The sequence below is a fragment of the Streptomyces sp. NPDC050617 genome, from assembly GCF_040654795.1.
Lineage (GTDB): Bacteria > Actinomycetota > Actinomycetes > Streptomycetales > Streptomycetaceae > Streptomyces.
The window spans coordinates 64,173-81,019 of sequence record NZ_JBFAIS010000035.1 but is presented as its reverse complement, the minus strand read 5'-3'; the positions used below and the strand labels follow the sequence as shown (position 1 = coordinate 81,019).

Genomic DNA, 16,847 nt, shown 5'->3' with positions numbered 1-16,847 from the left:
GTGGCGCGAGGCTCGTCGCGCCGCCCCGGCCGCCGCAGCGGCCGCAGCGGCCGACTCCGGATGAGACGGGTAAGACGGGTGAGCCGGGTAAGACGGGTGAGCCGGGTGAGAAGGGGCGAGGTCAGGTGAGGGGCGAGAACGGGGTCGGCCAGGCGATCAGCGAGGCGGCTTCGAGGATCTGCTCGGGTGCGCCGGGCGGCGGCCACTGCCCGGTCGCGTAGAGGTCCCTGCGGAGGGCGACGCGCTCGTCGAGGCTGTTGAACGGCCAGATCTGAATGACGCGGTCGGGGCCGTCGAGCGCGTACATCACCACCGTCAACGGGTCGACGAGGTGCCTGCCCGGCAGCGCCTTCCGCCAGCCCGCGATCGTCGCCGGCAGCCCGCCGGGGCGGAGGTGGTAGTCCCGGATCTCGTACACCGGCCCGAAGCTGCCCGTACGCACCGGCGGCACGAAGGGGAACGGCGCGAAGCTCTGCATCGTCAGATCCGTCAGATGATCACCGGCGCCGAACGGCCGGTCGTCGGCGCGGGCCCGCATCCGTTCCCGCGCCAGTTCCGCGTCGTCGGTGAAGCCGCGCAGGACGACGATCCGCCCGAGCGGACCGTTCTCCGTCTGCCAGCAGCCCAGGAGCCGACCCCGAGCGTCGGGGCCGTTGACCCAGGGCTCGATCCCGGCGGCCGCCGGTTCGTAGTCGAGCAGGCGAAAGGCGAGGGTCGTGAGCTCGTACCGCATGTTCTGCTGCTCCTGGCCGACGTCTTCCCCGCTGATCGGCACCGGTTGTGTCATGGCTGCGCTGCTCCTGTCGTCGTCTCGGCGATCACTCACCCGCACATCGACCGTCCTCGGCGAATTATTCCGCCTGGGCGGGGGAACGAGCCCGCCTCCCTCCCCCTCCCCGGACCTGCCGCCGCACCGCCGCGCCACCACCCGCAAACGGCGCTCGGGCCCAGGTACTTGGCCCTTCTCACGCGTCGGCCGGTCTGACCAGGTCCACGATGTCCTTGTGCTGAGACATCACGTCCGTCACCGTGAACAAGCCCTGGCCGCGCGCGGCCTCCCCACTCAGTGGCCTCTCCGGCTGCGCCGCCGCGGCAGCCCTGCCCTGGTGGGCCGGGCCGGGCCGGGCAGAGCGCCCTCGATGCCAGTCGGGCAGAACAGACCAGCTGTCAGAGGCTCGTGACAGTCTCCACGCATGAGTCCTTCGATCGCCGACTACAACTGGTTCCAGCCGGACGCGTACTGCATGACCTACGTCCGAGACGTGACGCCGACCGGGTTCCTGTCCCGCCTCAGGGCCGTTGGCTTGGGTGAACTGCACGGCCTCAACGCCCTGGAATCGAGGTACTGGGAAGGGCCGGACCGGGAGCACTGGAACGGTTCGGATGAGCCATGGCCCTTCATCGGTGCCACGTCGGTGCCGGGAACCGATGCGCCGTGGACCCTTGTCATGGAGGTCAACGGCTTCCTGGGCACCCTCGACGACGTCATGACGCCGGCTTCTGCCGGTACACGGATCGTTTCCCACTACGTGAACATAAAAGCCTTGGCCGCGTTCAACTGGTGGGAGGACGGAGAGCTGCGAACGTCTTTCGAATGGCCGCGGGAGCGCAGCGGCAGCACGCCCGACGCTCTCGTCGAGACCATGATCCGCCTCGGTTTCGACCTCGGCCCGCGAGGTGAGAGCCCTGGGATTCCGGGGAAAATGGCTCTCGCGGAGGAGCTCACCGGCGTACGCGTCACTCCTGACCTCCTCGCCGACGCCACCTACATCACCGGCATCGTGAACGATCCGCCGTCCATACCGAGACCACGCATGGACCCAGCCGCAGTTCGCGCGGCCCTTGAGAAGCAGGGGTGGTTTGAAAGTACGCGGATACGAAGCCACACCGCTTCTGAACCGTGCGTGGGAAACTCGTCCGCCATAGATGGCGCGCCCGCACCGCATGCAACTCACCGACCGGGAAGCCACCGCCCGGGAACTTCGTCGCCCGCGCGATGAGCTCACGGAACTGGAACCGGCGGTACTGCTGCGCGCCCTGAATCTGCTCGACGAATTCGCCCAGCCGGCGCCCCCGCTCGTCGCCGCGGTCGGGCAATTCACCCAGTCGGTGCAGGGCTACCGGCCGCCGACCGGAATCACATAACGGCAGCGGCAATTGAGGTCGACATAGAGGTTGTCTCACGTGGAAAGTCTGGCGAGTTTTTTGTAGCGGGTCAGGGCGGCGGTCGTGGCCAGGTCCCGGCTCTGCCGCCGTTGGGGGCCACGTACCGGATCTTGAGACTACGAGCAGCGCATGGCAGGCTCGTGCCGCATGATCGATGAATTCGCGAAAGACAACCTGCACGGGAGACTGGGGCGGGACCGCAAGGCGCTGCTCTGGAAACTCGACGGCTTGTCCGAGTACGACGCCCGCCGACCTTTGACAGCGACCGGGACCAACCTCCTCGGCCTGGTCAAACACGTGGCCAACGTCGAGGCCAGGTACTTCGGCGAGGTCTTCGACCGCCCTTCCCCGGAACCGCTGTCCCGGTGGCAGGACTCCGACGGCAGCGATCAGTGGGCGGCCGAGGACGAGACGCGCGATCAGATCATCGGGTTCTACCGGCGCACGTGGGAACACTCGGACGCTACGATCAACGAGCTTCCCCTCGACGCTCCCGGCCACGTGCCGTGGTGGCCGGAGCCTTACACCAAGACGAACCTGTTCGCCGTCATGACTCATGTCCTCAGCGAGACCGTCCGGCATGCCGGGCACGCCGACATCCTGCGCGAGGGCCTCGACGGCCGGACCGGGCTGCGCGCCGAGTACGAGCAGCAGATCGACGAGGATGCCCGTGCGGCCCACCGCGCGAAGATCGAGCAGGCCGCCCGGTCGGCCGCACCAATCAAGGCTTAGACATTCCGATGACTGCGGTGAGCCGGCCTGCATTCGGTGTGGGCGGCGTTGTCGTAATGCGTGGTCACAGTGCGTCGTGCAGTTGGGCGATTTTGAGGCTCAGGTGGGCGGTGAGGCGGTCCTCACCGTGGGAGAGGGAGAGGCCGGTCAGTTCCTCCGCCCGGTGCAGGCGGTTGTACAGGGTCGAGCGGTGGATGTGCAGGCGGGCGGCGGTGCGGGGGGTGTCGCATGCCTCGTCGAGGTAGACGCGGAGGGTTTCCGCCAGTTCGGGGAGGAGGCCGCGGATTCCGGGGTGCATGCTCTCGGCCAGGTCGGCGGGGGAGAGCTTCGCCAGGAGCGCGTACGTGCCCAGGCGCGCGTACGCGGTGACCGCCGCGCCGCTCCTCGTGGCGCGTGCCACCTCCGCCGCCTGCCGGGCCTCCGCATAGGACGCGGCCGCGTCCGACAGCCGGCGGCGGGCCCGGCCGACGCCGGTGCGGCAGGTGACCGGCGGGGCCGCGGGGAGTTCGGCGCGCAGACGCTCATACAGCGTGCCCGCCAACTCCTCCGCGCCGCGCTCGGCCTCCTCGTCGCCCGCGTTCGGGCGGACGGTGAACAGCAGCGCGTGGTCCGGGCGGGCCAGGGAGAGGGCGTGCGCCGGGGGGAGCCGGCGGCGGGCGTGGTCCACGGCGAGCTCCACGGCGAGCCGTTGGTCCTCCCGCAGCGGCTCCGAACCGTCGCCCACGGTGGCGACGACGGCGACGACACGACCGCCCGCCGCGGCGAGATCCTCCTCCACGAGCATCTGGGCCGCCTCCGCCCTGAGCACGGGGTCCGGGGACACGAGGTCGCGTACGAGCTCCCGTTCCCGGCCCCGCGAGATCTCGCCGCGCAAATGCTCCCGGTGCAGGATCAGCGCGGCCTGCCGCGCGGCCTCTCGCAGGGCATCGGCCTCCCGGCGCCCCGCCGGCCCCTCGTTGGCGGTCAGCCAGACGTAGCCGAGCAGCGTGTCGTCGTACCGGATGGGCATGCCGAAACGCTCCACCCCCATACCGATCTCCGGCCGCGCGGCGACGGTGAACAGGCCGGTGGCGCGGGGCGCGCCCTGAGCGGTCACGTGTTCGAACAGCTCCGCCGGCACGCTCCGGTTCATGATGGAACCGACGCGCGCCGCGTCGGCCTCGTCGCGGTGCGCGCTGTGCGCCAGGAGGCGGAGCCGTCGGTCGTCCACCGCCACCGACCGCTCCAGCCGTGCGGCCAGCGCGTCCACCACCTGCTGCAGATCCGTTGCCACGCCCTCATTTTGCTGGGCGGCCCCTCGGGCGCCGGAGACGGGGTGCCGCGGGTTGGGGCCCGTACCCGTTCACGGGTTGTGTCGATGGCCCATGGCCTGTCATCGGCCTGCTGCGGGCCGGGATGCGCAGCCGCGACACCTGGCGACCCGTGGCGCCGGAACGCGCGACACGCGTCGCGGGATCGCACCCGCGACGCCTGCGTACTGTGCGGGGCGTAGGGGAGCGGCGGCGCTTCGGCGCCCCGTCCCTGCCGTCCGTTCCCGCAATCGGGAGGAGTGGAGCGATGTCCGTCACCGCGGAGGTCGTCATCGTCGGGGCCGGGGCGATCGGTTCCTCGACAGCCCTCGAACTGGCCCGCAGCGGGCTGCGCGTCGTGGTCGTGGACCGCTTCGGCGGCGCAGGCAACGGTTCCACCAGCGCCTCCAGTGCCGTGGTGCGCTTCACCTACCCCACCATCGAGGGCGTGACCGCGGCCTGGGAGTCCCGGCACTGCTGGGAAGCGTGGCGCGACCACCTCGAAGCTCCGGCCGGCGAACCACTCGCCTCGTACACCCGCTGCGGAGTCGCCCTGCTCGACGTGGACCTCGCCCCGCGCGCCCTGTTCACCCGCCACTTCGACGAGGTCGGCGTCCCGTACGAGGAATGGGACGCCGACGAACTGGCGGCGCGCCTGCCGGCCGTGGACCCCGGACGGTACTGGCCGCCCCGCCCCGTCGACGACGAGGAGTTCTTCGCCGACGCGACCGGCCGGCTCGGCGCGCTCCATACGCCGGACGGCGGGTTCGTGGGCGACCCGCAGCTGGCCGCCGCCAACCTCGCCGCCGCCGCCCGGCGGCACGGCGCCTCCTTCCGCTGGAACACCCGTGTGACCGCGGTGGAGCGGGACGGGGGCCGGGTGCGCGGCGTCCGGCTCGACGACGGTACGGAGCTGTCGGCGCCGGTCGTCGTCAACGCCGCCGGGCCGTGGTCCGGGCGGCTGAACCGGCTCGCCGGAGTGGGCGCGGACTTCACCATCGGCCTGCGGCCGTTGCGCCAGGAAGTCCACCAGGTGGCCGCGCCGCCCGGCTACCACGGCGACGGCGAACGCGTCGGTCCGGTGATCGCCGACATGGACGTCGGCGTCTACCTGCGGCCCGAAGGGCGGGACTTCCTGCTCGTCGGCGGCACCGAGCCCGAGTGCGACCCGCTGGAGTGGCTGGACGATCCCGACGACGGCCGGCCCGTCCCCACCGCTTCGGGGTTCCGCACCCAGGTGACGCGGGCGGCCCGGCGGCTGCCCGGCCTGCGGGTGCCCGGCCGGCCGAGCGGGGTGGCGGGCGTGTACGACGTGTCCGACGACTGGGCCCCGATCTACGACCGGACCGGCCTCGACGGTTTCTACGTGGCCATCGGGACCAGCGGCAACCAGTTCAAGAACGCCCCGCTCGTCGGACGCCTCATGTCCACCCTGATCCACGGCGTCGAGGGCGGGCACGACCACGACAGCCGGCCGCTCACCCACACCTGCGCGCACACCGGGCACGACATCGGCCTCGGCGCGTTCTCACGCAGGCGACCGCCGTCCGCCACGACGGGGACGGTGCTCGGCTGACGAGGGAGCCAACGCCGCCAAGACGCCGGCCCCGCGACGGCCCCGCGATCCCGTAATGCCGCGAAGACGGCCCCGCGATCCCGTAGCGCCGCGAAGACGGCCCCGCGATCCCGTAGCGCCGCGAAGACGGCCCCGCGATCCCGTAGCGCCGCGAAGACAGCCCCGTAGCGCAGTTCACGAAGGAGACAGCGATGGAGAAGGACCTCCGGAAGACGGCTTCCTACGTGGCGGTCGACGACCATCTGCGGAAGCTGTACGAACCGGCGTTCGGCAGTCCGCAGGCGCTGCGCGAGCCCCGCGTCACCGCCGACGGACGGCGGGTCGTCGTCACCGGCGCCGTGTTCGACAAGCTCGACGGCGTTCCCCGCACCGCCCTCTACACCTGCCGGAACGGCCGCTTGGAGCCGCTGTCCGCGGGGCCCGCCTCCGCTCAGGGCGCCGTCTTCTCGCCGGACGGCAGCACCCTCGCCTTCCTCTCCGACCGGGGCACGCCCCGGATGTTCCAGCTCCATCTGATGGGGACCGACCAGTTCGGCGAAGCCGTCGCCGCGCCCGCCGTGCCCGGCAGCATCGAGTACGCGCACTGGTCCCCGGACGGACGCCGAATTCTGCTCGGCGTGGCCGGACTTGGGGCCGACCTATCCGGAGGCGAGGGTTCCGCGACCGTGACCACCGGGGCCGGGTCTGGGTCCGGGGCCGAGGCCGCGTCCGGGTCTGGGTCTGGGGCCGGGGCCGCGTCCGGATCCGAGGGCGGTGCTGAATCCGCGGACGGCTCCGGGGCCGCGGACGCCGCCCCGTCCTGGCAGCCGCTCGTGGAGACCGGCGAGGAGGACGGCCGGCGCAGCCTGTGGCTCTACGCGCCCGGCACCGGCGAACTCCACCAGCTCTCGCCCGAGGGGCTGAACTGCTGGGAGGCGGGCTGGTGCGGCGACGGGCACGTCGCCGCCGTGACCTCCCAGGGCGCGGACGAGGACTCCTGGTACCAGGCCGTGCTCACCCTCATCGACACCGCCGACGGCGGCTGCCGCGAACTGCTCGGCAGCGAGGTGCAGCTCGGGCTGCCGATGGGGTCGCCGGACGGCCGTACCGCCGCGGTCGTGCAGGCCGTCTGCAGCGACCGGTGGCTCGTCGCCGGCGACCTGCTGCTCATCGACACGGCCACCGGGAGCACCCAGGCCGTGGACACCGCGGGAACGGACGTCACCGGCCTGCAATGGATCGACCGGGAGCGGATCGGCTACACCGGCCAGCGCGGACTCGACTCTGTCGCCGGCATCGTGGACGTCGCCACGCGGAGCGTGCGGGAGGTCTACTCCACCGCGCTCGCCTGCGGCGGAGCCACCTTCTTCCCCGCCGGCAGCTTCACGGCGGACGGCCGGGTGCTCACCGTCCAGGAGTCGTACGAGCTGCCGCAGCAACTGGTGCTGACCGACGGCGCCGCGGACGACGTACTCGCCTCGGTGGCCCACCCCGGCACCGAATACCTGCGGTCCGTGGGCGGCACGGCGCGCGAGGTCTCCTGGCTCGCGCCGGACGGCCTGGAGATCCAGGGCATCCTGTGCACGCCGGAGGGGCCGGGGCCGTTCCCGCTCGTCGTCAACATCCACGGCGGCCCGGTCTGGGCCTTCCGCAACACCTGGTCCATGCTCTACCCCTGGGTTCCGCTCCTGGTCTCGCGCGGATACGCCGTGCTCAACCCCAACCCGCGCGGCAGCGTGGGGCGGGGGCAGGAATTCGCCGGCCGCGTCGTCGGCGACATGGGCGGCGCGGACACCGCGGACCTGCTCTCCGGGATCGACCACCTCGTGGAGCGCGGGCTCGTCGACCCCGCGCGGGTGGGCCTCATCGGGGGCAGCTACGGCGGCTTCATGTCCGCGTGGCTGGTCACCCAGGACACCCGCTTCGCGGCGTCCGTCCCGATCGCGCCCGTCACCGACTGGTACAGCCAGTCGCTGACCAGCAACATCGGCGAGTGGGGCAACTCCTTCCTCAAGGCCGACCTCACCCGGCCGGACTCGCTCGCCTTCTCCCGGAGCCCCGTCTTCCACGCCCACCGCGCGCGGACGCCCTGCCTCGTCGTCGCCGGCGCGAAGGACCGCTGCACGCCGCCCGGCCAGGCCCGCGAGTTCCACCAGGCGCTACGGGCCAACGGCGTCGAGTCCGCCCTGGTGATCTACCCGGAGGAGGGGCACGGCGTGCGCAGCTTCCCGGCGCTGACCGACTTCCTCACCCGCACCATGGACTGGTTCGAACGGCACATGCCGGCCCGGCCCTCCAGGTGATGTGCCGCCCCCTCATGGGGTCGCCCCCTCATGGGGTTTGTCAGCGCAGGTCGTGGATGAGCTTGCCGATGATGGAATCCACCTTGTCGGAGTCGAATGTCTCCGATCCGATCAGCAGGGTCACGGCCCGCTGTCCGTCGTCGGTGACCGCGTTCCGCACTTTGTGGCCGCTTTCCATATGGCCGCTGTGTCCCCAGGTGACGAAACCCGGTGTGTGCTCATAGCGCTCGACGCCCAGGCCGTACCGCTCGCCGGAGGGGCCGTCGTCCGGAATGGTCCGTTTCATTTCGGCGAGCTGGGCCGGGGCCAGCAGTTTCCCGGACAGCAGCGCGGCCCAGAAGGCGGTCGTGTCGGCGCCGGTGGAGACCAGCGCGCCCGAGGCGTCGGCGGCGGAGGTGTTCCACTCCGTCCTGTCCACCAGGGTTCCGTCCCGGTCCACGTAGCCGCGCAGGTCGGGTTCGGGGAGGGAGGTCCGGTCGCCGGGCCAGTAGGTCTCTTTCAGGCCGAGGGGCTTGATGATGCGCTGCTCGATCTCGGTGCCGATGCCGCGGCCGGTGACCTTCGCGACGATCAGGCCGGCCAGGTTGTAGTTGGTGTTGGAGTAGGAGAAGCCGTCGCGGGTCCGGTCGTCGGGCGGGGGCAGGGCCAGCGCCTGCTGGACCGTCCGCAAGGGCTCGAAGTGATCCCAGCGGTGCGCGTCCAGGTCCTCCCAGAACGGCGCTTCCAGGTAGTCGGGCAGGCCGCTGGTGTGCTGGAGGAGCTGGCGGACCGTGATCTTGCGCCCGTCGTAGTGATCGTTGCGGATGAGGCCGGGCAGGTAGTGGTCCACGGAGTCGTCGAGCTTCACCTTGCCCTCGCCGACGAGCTGGAGCACGACCGTAGCCGTCCACGTCTTGGTGTTGCTGGCCAGCCGGCTGTGCTCGTCGCCGACGACCTCGCGGCCCGTCTTGAGGTCGGCGAGGCCGACGCCGCCGTTCCATACGCCGCAGTTCGGACTCTTCACCGTCACGCTGATCCCGGAGGCGCCTACGTCGTCGAGCGCCTTCAGAGCCGTGTGGATGGGTCTGGTGTCGCACCGTGGCGCCGCGGCCGACGCCGCGGGCGCCGTCACCAGAGAGGCGGTGAACGCCAAGGCCACCGCGGCATGGGTCCCGTATCGCATGATGCCTCCTTCGGTAGGAGTGATGCGTGCGGGGAGGGGTCGGTTCCGCTCCGCCCCGATGAGTGCGGACGGCGACCTGCCTCCCCGCTGCCTCCCCGGTTCGCTCGATACGGGCGGGTGGGCGGCGGACCGGCCGGTCGCGGGCCTGGTCCCGGTCCGGTCCTGGCCCCGGATCTGGCCCCGGCCCCGGCCCCGGCCCCGGCCCCGATCCCGATCCCGATCCCGGTCCTGGCCCCCGTCCTGGTTACGCCACCAGGCGAAGCCAGGCCGCCGCGAGCGCGGCATGGCCGGCCGGAGTCGGGTGCACGCCGTCCGCGGCCCAGTGCTCGGGCCCGGTCGGCGCGGAGACCTCGGCGAACAGGCCGTCGGCGGCGAGCAGATGCGCGTCGTACGCGCGGGCCAGCTCGCGTACGGCCTGGATCTTGGGGTCGAGGTCCGCACGCCACTTCCGCTGCCCCTCCGCGTCGACGTAGCTGTCGACCACCTCCAGGACGCGGGGGATCGGCAGGAGGAACGGTTCGATGAGGATCAGATCGGCGCCGGCCTCGGCCAGCGGCGCCAGCAGCCGGTCGTAGCCCGCCGCGTACTCGTCCGCGGTGATCGCATAGCCGTCCGGGTCGTAGGTCTGCCAGCCGACGTCATTGATGCCGACGAGAATCGACACCACGTCCGGGTGTGCGTCGAGCACATCCGTCTGCCAGCGTGCTTCGAGGTCCATCACCTTGTTGCCCGCGACCCCGGAATTCAGCCACTTCACGGGCCGGTCCGGGTGCCGGAACCCCCACTCGCCCGCGATGCGCAGCGGATAGCCGAAACCGAGCCGGTCCTCGCTGTCCAGCCGTTGGCAGTCGGTGATCGAATCGCCGGTGACCATCACGGTGCTGCCCGCTCGGAGGGTGATCGTCATGTGCGCTCCTGAATTTCGCTCGGGGGATTCTGCGGAAATAGGCGGAATATGTGGAGTAGTCGATGTGACGGAATTTCCGTATGGGTTACGGGAGGGGCGGCCTGTCGCTTCAGCTGTCCGGGACGCCGAACCAACGGCCTGCCGCCCGCTCGAACGCCTCACGGTCGGGGGCGCCGTCCCCCACCCAGGCCACCACGCCATCGGGCCGGACGAGCACGGCGTCCACCCCCAGGTCATTGCGCGCCGACCCGGCCACGTACCGCATCCGGCTCTTCCAGCCCAACGCGGAACCGTGCAGGCATTGGTCGGTGCTGAAGTCCAGCGCAATGCCTCGCCCGTCCCGCATCAGGTCGCCGAGGCGCGTGCCGTCCTCAAGGCGCAGGTCAGGGGCGCTACGGCCGATCAGCGGGTGGCCGTTGTGAGTGCCGTTCCGGGCTCCGTCCGGGGTGCCGTCCGAGGTGCCGTCTGGGAGGTTGTCCCCGAGGCCGCCCCCGAGGTCGTAGCGCTGGGAGTACCCCGAGACCTTCTTGAAGGCGTAGGTCGTTCCGTCACGGGTGGCGAGCAGATCGCGCAGCACGCCTTGGACCGCCTGGCCGTGCGGGTCGGGCCGCATGGCCGCCGCCTGGGCGCGCGACCAGGCGAGCACCTGCGCGCCGATCGGATGGCGTTCGCGGGTGTACGTGTCGAGAAGCCCGTACGGAGCGTGCCCGTGCACGGTCGCGGCGAGTTTCCACCCCAGATTCATGGCGTCGCCGAGACCGAGATTGAGCCCCTGCCCGCCGAGAGGGGAGTGAATATGAGCGGCGTCGCCCGCGAGCAGTACGCGGCCCCGCCGGTACGTCGTCGTCTGTTTCGCCCGGTCGGTGAAAGTGGAGGCGAGATGGATTTCGCTCAGCGTCACGTCGGTGCCGGAAATACGGCGCAGGACGGTCTGAAGGTGTTCGCGCGTCGGCCGCTGCGAGCGGTCGAAAGCGCCGCCGTCGCAGTCCAGCATGCCGACGTACCCTTCCGTGAAAGTCCGCAGATACATGCCCGTCGGCGTCAGATTGAAGCCGGGGCGCAGCTTCTCGGGGTCGGCGATGGCGGCGAGTACGACGTATCCGGTGAACTGCGGTTCGGTGCCGACGAATTCGAAGTCCGCGAGCCCGCGCACCGTGCTGCGTCCGCCGTCGCAGCCGACGAGCCAGCGGGCCGCGTACTCGTGCTCACCGGCCCGTACGGTCACGCCCTCGGCGTCCTGGGCGACGGCTGTGACCGCGACGCCGCGCCTGATCTCCACGCCGAGCGCCGCCGCCTGCTCGGACAGCAGCCCCTCGACGGCTTCGAGGTGCGTCAGCAGGCCGTCCGTCGCCGGGCCGGGCAGCCGGAACGGCAGTGCGGTCATGTCGACGTCGGCCGGATCGAGCATCATGCCGGCGAAGTGGCCGGCGTGCGGCGGGGGCGACGGCTGGTCGGCGTCTGCGCCGGGGGCGGGGTTGGGGTTGCGGTTGCGGTCGGGGTTGGGGTTGGTGCCCACCGTCTCGCCATGGTCAGCGACGGTCCCGCCGAGGTTCGTGGCGGCGTCCTCGTGGACGCCTGAGGCTGCCAGCAGTTGGCGCAGCATTCCGCGGCGGTAGAACGCCTCCACCGACGCGGCGGACAGGCCCCGCATTCCCAACGGGACCGCCTTCGTCGGGGAATGGAGCTCCGGTTCCCGTTCGAGTACCAGGACGGAGCAGCCCGCGAGGCCGAGTTCGCGGGCCAGGAAGAGGCCGACCGGGCCGGCGCCCACGATCGCCACGTCCACTGGTGTTGTTTTGTCATGCATGAGAACTCCTGTCGTTCATCGGGTCCGCTCGTCCTGGGTGAAGAAGTCGATCGCGTCTTGGAGCGTGGCGTTGTTCGCCGCTTCGGACGCGACGGCGGCCGCGGCGCTGCGAGCGAACATCGCCTCCTCGTATTCGGTGAGAGCGGCCTCGGCGTCATCGGGGTGTGCGGCGAGGGCCTGGCCGAGTTCGGCGGCGTCCAGCATGGCGAAATTGGCGCCTTCTCCGTCCTGAGCGGCCAGATGGGCGGCGTCGCCGAGCAGGGTCACCCCCGGAATCCGCTCCCAGCGGTGTCCGCCCGGCAGCGCGTTGTGGGGGCGGAGTACGGGCGTCGTGTCGCTTTCGGTGATGAGCGCGGTGAGCGCCGGCGCCCAGCCGTCGAATTCGGCCGCTATCCGCGTGAGAGCGGCACGGGAATCGGGACCGGCGGGACCGGAGTCGGCACCGGTGAAATCCATGTCGGCGAACCAGTCCTGCGGCTTGGACAGCGTCACATAGACGTGCACTGTTCCGGCCGATTCCCGGTGCGCGTGAATTTCCATTCCGCTCGGATCGAGCGCGAGCATCGTCCCGTTGCCGACCGCGTCAGCGGTTTCGGGGTGGCGGGTGTCGGCGTCGAAGAGATAGGTCTCGACGTACGACATCCCGGTGTACTCGGGTGCGGCGTCGGAGAGCAGCGGGCGGACCCGCGACCAGGCGCCGTCCGCGCCGACCAGCAGATCCGTGGTGACGGTGGAGCCGTCGGCGAAGGCCAGTTCGTGGCGGCCTCCGCCGAGGGGGCGGGCCGCGCCGACCTTGTGGCCCCACCGGACGGTGCCGGCCGGGAGGGATTCGAGCAGGATGCGCCGCAGTTCGCCGCGGTGCACCTCGGGGCGTCCGCCCGTACCGTCGTCCGCCTTGTCGAGGAGGACGTTTCCATTCCGGTCGAGGATCCGCATCGCCTGGCGGCCGTCCAGGATGATGCCGCGGAACTCGTCCGTCAAGCCCGCTGCCCGCAGGGCGGGTTGGCCGTTGTAGTCGTGGATGTCGAGCAGTCCGCCCTGCGTGCGGGCGCTCGGCGACGCATCGGCCTCGTAGACGGTGGCCGGGATGCCGTTGATGTGCAGGACGCGGGCCAGCGTGAGGCCGCCCAGTCCGGCGCCGACGATGGTCACAGGGCTGTTCATGGAGGTGGTTCCTTCCGGAGCGAGGCCGGCCGGCCGGTTGGCTCCGGTCGGCCGCCTCGGGGGTGTCGGGCTCTAAGAGACTGACGCGGGCCGCTCACACGGCACGAACACGGCACGCACACGCACGCACACGCACGCCCACGGCGCTCACAGCGGCTCGGCTCCTACCGGGCCGACGGCGGCTGACCGGCCGGCCAAGGCCACCGCCCTGGTCAAGGCCACCGCCCTGATTTGGGTACTCGCGGCCGTGCGAGCGAGGATCAGGGGATGGACGGGGACACGCGGCTTCGCGTCACGCTGCTCGGCGACTTTCAGGCGTCTCGCGGGGATGTCGCCCTGCCGGTTCGGGGGGCCAGGCTGCAGGGGCTGTTCGTACGGCTGGCGCTCGCCGGCGGGCGTACGGTCGAGCCGGGCGTCCTGGTCGACGCGATCTGGGCCGAGGACCCGCCGGCCGGCCCCGCCCACGCCCTCCAGGCCCTCGTCTCCCGGCTGCGCCGGGCCCTCGGCGCGGCCGGCGACGTCACGCAGGCCGCGGGCGGCTACCGGCTGGAGGCGGCCGCGGCCGACGTGGACGCGCTGCGGTTCGAGCAGCTCGCCGCCGCCGGTCGTGAGCGGCTGCGCGCCGGTGACCCGCACGCCGCGGCGGCCGCGCTCGGCGAGGCCGTGGCGCTGTGGGGCGACCGTCCCGGCGCCGAGCCCCCGGCCGTCGCCGCGGTGGCGCCCGCCGCCGCGGCCCGGCTCGCCCACGCCTCGGCCGAGGCCGTCGCCGACCTCGCCGACGCCGAACTGGCCCTGGGCCAGGCCGACACGGCCGCGGCCCGGCTGACCGCCCTGCTCGCCGAGCACCCCGTCCATGAACGGGCGGCAGCCCTCCTCATGGACGCGCTCGCCGCCCAGGGCCGCCAGGCCGAGGCCCTCGCCCAGTACGAGCGATTCCGCGAGACCCTGGCCGACACCCTCGGCACCGACCCGGGCACCGCCCTCCGCGAACGTCACCTGAGCCTGCTGCGCGGTGAGCGGCCTGTACCGCCCCTGGCGGCCGGGACCGAGCAGCGCGCCTGGGCCGCGGGCGGCGCCCGACCCGCCCAACCCGCCCAACCCGCCCGACCCGCCCGGTCCGCCCCGACCGCCGGAGGCACGCGGCCCGTCCCGACCGCCGACACCGCGCTGAGCGCCGTCCCCCCGAGCACCGGGCCGAGCAACCTACCCGCACCCCTGACCAGTTTCGTCGGGCGCGATGACGACCTCGCCCGGATCGGGACGCTGCTCGCTGCGGGGCGTCTCGTCACCGTGCTCGGTCCCGGCGGCGCGGGGAAGACGCGTCTTGCCGTCGAGGCCGCTCGCCGGCTCCGTCACGAGTACCGCGACGGCGCGTGGATGATCGACCTGGCCTCCGTCACCGAGCCGGCGAAGGTCGGCGCGGCCGTGCTCGCCGGGATCGGGATGCGCGGCGGCGCGCGGTTCGAGGCCCGGACGCGGACGGAGGGCGACGAGCTGGACATACTCGCCGACCAGCTCGGGGGCCGGGAGATCCTGCTGCTCGTCGACAACTGCGAGCACCTGATCGACGCCGTGGCCCGCCTGGTCGCGGCTCTGCTGTCCCGCTGCTCCGGGCTGCGCGCGCTCGCCACCAGCCGCGAACCCCTCGCGGTCGACGGCGAGGCGCTCGTACCGCTCGGCCCGCTCGCGCTGCCCGGCCCGGACGACGGCGTCGAGGAGGTCCGGCGGGCGGCTGCGGTACGCCTGTTCACCGAGCGGGCCGCGGCCGTACGCCCCGGCTTCGAGACCGACGGGACGACGCTGGACGACGTCCGGCGCGTGGTCCGCGGCCTGGACGGGATGCCGCTCGCCCTCGAACTGGCCGCGGCCCGGCTGCGTACGCTGTCGCTGCCCGAACTGGCCGACGGGCTCTCCGACCGCTTCCGGCTGCTCACCACCGGCAGCCGCACCGCGCTGCCCCGCCACCGCACGCTGCGCGCCGTCATCGCCTGGAGCTGGGACCTGCTGAGCGCGTACGAGCGTACGGTCGCCGAGCGTGTCGCGGTCCTGCCCGGCGGCGTCACCCCTGCCTCCGCCGCCGCGGTCTGCGCCGGCACCGCGGTGCCGCCCGCCGAGATCCCCGAACTCCTCGCCGCCCTCGTCGACCGGTCGCTGCTGCACCTCGCCCCCGAACCGGGCCGCTACCGCATGCTGGAGACGCTGCGCGAGTACGGCGCCGACCGCCTGGCCGCGACGGGCGCGCTCGGGACCGTACGCGACCTGGCCGCCGGCTACTTCGCCGAGCTGGTGGCCGGGTACGAGCCGCAGTTGCGCGGGCCCGGCCAGCCGGCCGCCATGCGCGTCATCGGTGCCGAGTACGACAACACGCTGGCCGCGCTGCGCCGCCGGTGCGACACCGGCGACGCCTCCGGCGCGGTCGCCCTCGCCCTGAACCTGGCCTGGTACTGGCAGATGCTCGACCGGCACTCCGACGCGGCCTACTGGCTGGGCGAGGCGCTGGCGGTGCCCGGCGGCGAGACGCCTGGCGGCGAGCTGTCGAGCCGTGAGCTGCCCGGCGCTGAACTCTCCGGCGTCGGACTTCCAGGCGCCGAGCTGTCGCTGTCCGGCCGTGTGCGGTCGTCCGACCGCGACTGTGCCCGTGCGATCCACCTGCTCAATCGGCTCAGTCACTGGTCGGGGAGGCCCCCCGAAGAAACCGCGGCCGACGAGGCCGAGATCGAGGAACTGGCCGGCCGGCTGCTCGGGGACCCGGAGCTGCCCGGTCCGTACGGGGTGCTCATCGCGCTCCCGTTCACGTTCCTGCGGGGGGAGAAGACCGTGCCCGCGATCATCGAGCGGCTCGCCGGCGGCGACGACGTGTGGCTCTCCGGGCTGGCCCGCATGTACCGGGCCCGGTTCGCCGAGAACGTGGGCGAGCTGGAGCGGACGCGCACCGACGTGGAGGCGGCCCTGGCCTGCTTCCGGGAGGTCGGCGACCGCTGGGGCCAGGCCAACGCGCTGCCGATGCGCGCCCAGCTGCGGCAGTACGACGACGACCTCGACGGCGCGCTGGCCGATCTGCGCCGGGCCCGTGCGCTGGAGCGCGAGTTCGGCTCGCTGAGCCTGAACGACGAGGTGTTCGGCGATATGCGCTGGATCGACCTGTACCTGCGGCGCGGCGAAACCGACCTGGTGATCGCGACGATCGACTCGGCCCGGGAGCGGGCGCTGCGCGCGGCCCTGCCGGGGATGCTGTTCCTGGTCGACGCCTGGGAGGCCCGCCTCCGGGTGCGGCTCGGCGACCTGGACCGGGCGCGGGAACTGCTCGACGCGGCCGAGCTGGGCCTGCGCGACGCGCCCCCGTTCCCCGGCGGCCACGTGCTCGTGCTGATCGGCACGGGGAAGACCGCGCTCTGCCTGGAACTGGGCGATCCGGTGGGCGCGGAGCGGTCGCTGGCGAAGGCGTACGCGGCGGCGCTGGAGACCGGCGACCTGCCGATCACGTCGCTGGTGGCGGTGAACGCGGCGGCGCTGGCCGGGGCGTACGGGCGGCATCGCGAATCCGCCGTCCTGCTCGGCGCGGCGTCCCGGCTGCGCGGCGCTCACGACCGTACGGACCATCAGGTCCGCGACCTCACCCGCCGGGGGCGGGCCGCGCTGGGGGAGGGGGCCTTCGACGCGGCGTACGGGGAGGGGTGGGGGCTGGACGGGAAGGCGGCGGTGCGTGCGGCAGATCCGGCCCGGCTCCGCGCGCCGTCGGCCGGTTCGCGTTCGTGAGTGCGT

Annotated in this window: 11 protein-coding genes; 5 read left to right on the top strand and 6 right to left on the bottom strand. The window is 72.5% G+C overall.

Going from position 1 to position 16,847, the window contains the following annotated elements:
- Positions 1-121: 121 nt before the first annotated feature.
- Complete coding sequence (locus tag AB0I49_RS33425; protein WP_363230945.1) at positions 122-787, bottom strand: NIPSNAP family protein; 666 nt, start codon at positions 785-787, stop codon at positions 122-124.
- A 406-nt stretch (positions 788-1,193) separates the two neighbouring features.
- On the opposite strand from AB0I49_RS33425, the gene AB0I49_RS33420 reads away from it, so the two are divergent.
- Both AB0I49_RS33420 and AB0I49_RS33415 read left to right on the top strand, forming a co-directional pair.
- Positions 1,194-2,000, top strand: coding sequence for a DUF6461 domain-containing protein (locus tag AB0I49_RS33420; protein WP_363230944.1), 807 nt, complete (start codon positions 1,194-1,196; stop codon positions 1,998-2,000).
- A gap of 313 nt (positions 2,001-2,313) precedes the next feature.
- A complete protein-coding gene (locus AB0I49_RS33415) occupies positions 2,314-2,898 on the top strand; it encodes a DinB family protein (RefSeq protein WP_363230943.1) in 585 nt (194 codons plus the stop codon).
- A 64-nt stretch (positions 2,899-2,962) separates the two neighbouring features.
- On the opposite strand, the gene AB0I49_RS33410 is transcribed toward AB0I49_RS33415, so the two are convergent.
- Positions 2,963-4,171: a helix-turn-helix domain-containing protein gene (locus tag AB0I49_RS33410; protein ID WP_363230942.1), complete on the bottom strand. Its 1,209-nt coding sequence runs from the start codon at positions 4,169-4,171 to the stop codon at positions 2,963-2,965.
- A gap of 284 nt (positions 4,172-4,455) precedes the next feature.
- On the opposite strand from AB0I49_RS33410, the gene AB0I49_RS33405 reads away from it, so the two are divergent.
- On the top strand, positions 4,456-5,763 hold the full coding sequence (locus AB0I49_RS33405; protein WP_363230941.1) for an FAD-dependent oxidoreductase: 1,308 nt from the start codon (positions 4,456-4,458) through the stop codon (positions 5,761-5,763).
- A 191-nt stretch (positions 5,764-5,954) separates the two neighbouring features.
- The gene (locus AB0I49_RS33400) at positions 5,955-8,045 is read left to right on the top strand and encodes a S9 family peptidase (RefSeq protein ID WP_363230940.1); all 2,091 of its coding nucleotides are present in this window, start codon (positions 5,955-5,957) and stop codon (positions 8,043-8,045) included.
- 40 nt (positions 8,046-8,085) lie between these two features.
- On the opposite strand, the gene AB0I49_RS33395 is transcribed toward AB0I49_RS33400, so the two are convergent.
- The 4 genes from AB0I49_RS33395 to AB0I49_RS33380 all read right to left on the bottom strand — a co-directional run bounded on the left by AB0I49_RS33395 (position 8,086) and on the right by AB0I49_RS33380 (position 13,085).
- Positions 8,086-9,207 (bottom strand): serine hydrolase domain-containing protein, encoded by a 1,122-nt coding sequence (locus tag AB0I49_RS33395; protein WP_363230939.1) that lies wholly within the window; start codon positions 9,205-9,207, stop codon positions 8,086-8,088.
- A gap of 244 nt (positions 9,208-9,451) precedes the next feature.
- Positions 9,452-10,114, bottom strand: coding sequence for a GDSL-type esterase/lipase family protein (locus AB0I49_RS33390; RefSeq protein WP_363230938.1), 663 nt, complete (start codon positions 10,112-10,114; stop codon positions 9,452-9,454).
- Between the two features lie 109 nt (positions 10,115-10,223).
- The gene (locus AB0I49_RS33385; RefSeq protein WP_363230937.1) at positions 10,224-11,921 is read right to left on the bottom strand and encodes an FAD-dependent oxidoreductase; all 1,698 of its coding nucleotides are present in this window, start codon (positions 11,919-11,921) and stop codon (positions 10,224-10,226) included.
- Positions 11,922-11,936: 15 nt separating this feature from the next.
- Positions 11,937-13,085, bottom strand: coding sequence for an NAD(P)/FAD-dependent oxidoreductase (locus AB0I49_RS33380; protein WP_363230936.1), 1,149 nt, complete (start codon positions 13,083-13,085; stop codon positions 11,937-11,939).
- A gap of 267 nt (positions 13,086-13,352) precedes the next feature.
- Here AB0I49_RS33380 and AB0I49_RS33375 point away from each other — a divergent pair, with 267 nt between their 5' ends.
- Entirely contained in the window at positions 13,353-16,841 is a 3,489-nt protein-coding gene (locus tag AB0I49_RS33375) for a BTAD domain-containing putative transcriptional regulator (RefSeq protein ID WP_363230935.1), read from the top strand.
- Positions 16,842-16,847: the final 6 nt, after the last annotated feature.

Excerpts from the sequence above, each read along its gene's own strand:
- AB0I49_RS33375 (WP_363230935.1), top strand. The coding sequence starts at position 13,353 with ATGGACGGGGACACGCGGCTTCGCGTCACGCTGCTCGGCGACTTTCAG.
- AB0I49_RS33380 (WP_363230936.1), bottom strand. The coding sequence starts at position 13,085 with ATGAACAGCCCTGTGACCATCGTCGGCGCCGGACTGGGCGGCCTCACG.
- AB0I49_RS33400 (WP_363230940.1), top strand. The coding sequence starts at position 5,955 with ATGGAGAAGGACCTCCGGAAGACGGCTTCCTACGTGGCGGTCGACGAC.
- AB0I49_RS33415 (WP_363230943.1), top strand. The coding sequence starts at position 2,314 with ATGATCGATGAATTCGCGAAAGACAACCTGCACGGGAGACTGGGGCGG.
- AB0I49_RS33385 (WP_363230937.1), bottom strand. The coding sequence starts at position 11,921 with ATGCATGACAAAACAACACCAGTGGACGTGGCGATCGTGGGCGCCGGC.
- AB0I49_RS33425 (WP_363230945.1), bottom strand. The coding sequence starts at position 787 with ATGACACAACCGGTGCCGATCAGCGGGGAAGACGTCGGCCAGGAGCAG.
- AB0I49_RS33390 (WP_363230938.1), bottom strand. The coding sequence starts at position 10,114 with ATGACGATCACCCTCCGAGCGGGCAGCACCGTGATGGTCACCGGCGAT.
- AB0I49_RS33420 (WP_363230944.1), top strand. The coding sequence starts at position 1,194 with ATGAGTCCTTCGATCGCCGACTACAACTGGTTCCAGCCGGACGCGTAC.
- AB0I49_RS33395 (WP_363230939.1), bottom strand. The coding sequence starts at position 9,207 with ATGCGATACGGGACCCATGCCGCGGTGGCCTTGGCGTTCACCGCCTCT.
- AB0I49_RS33405 (WP_363230941.1), top strand. The coding sequence starts at position 4,456 with ATGTCCGTCACCGCGGAGGTCGTCATCGTCGGGGCCGGGGCGATCGGT.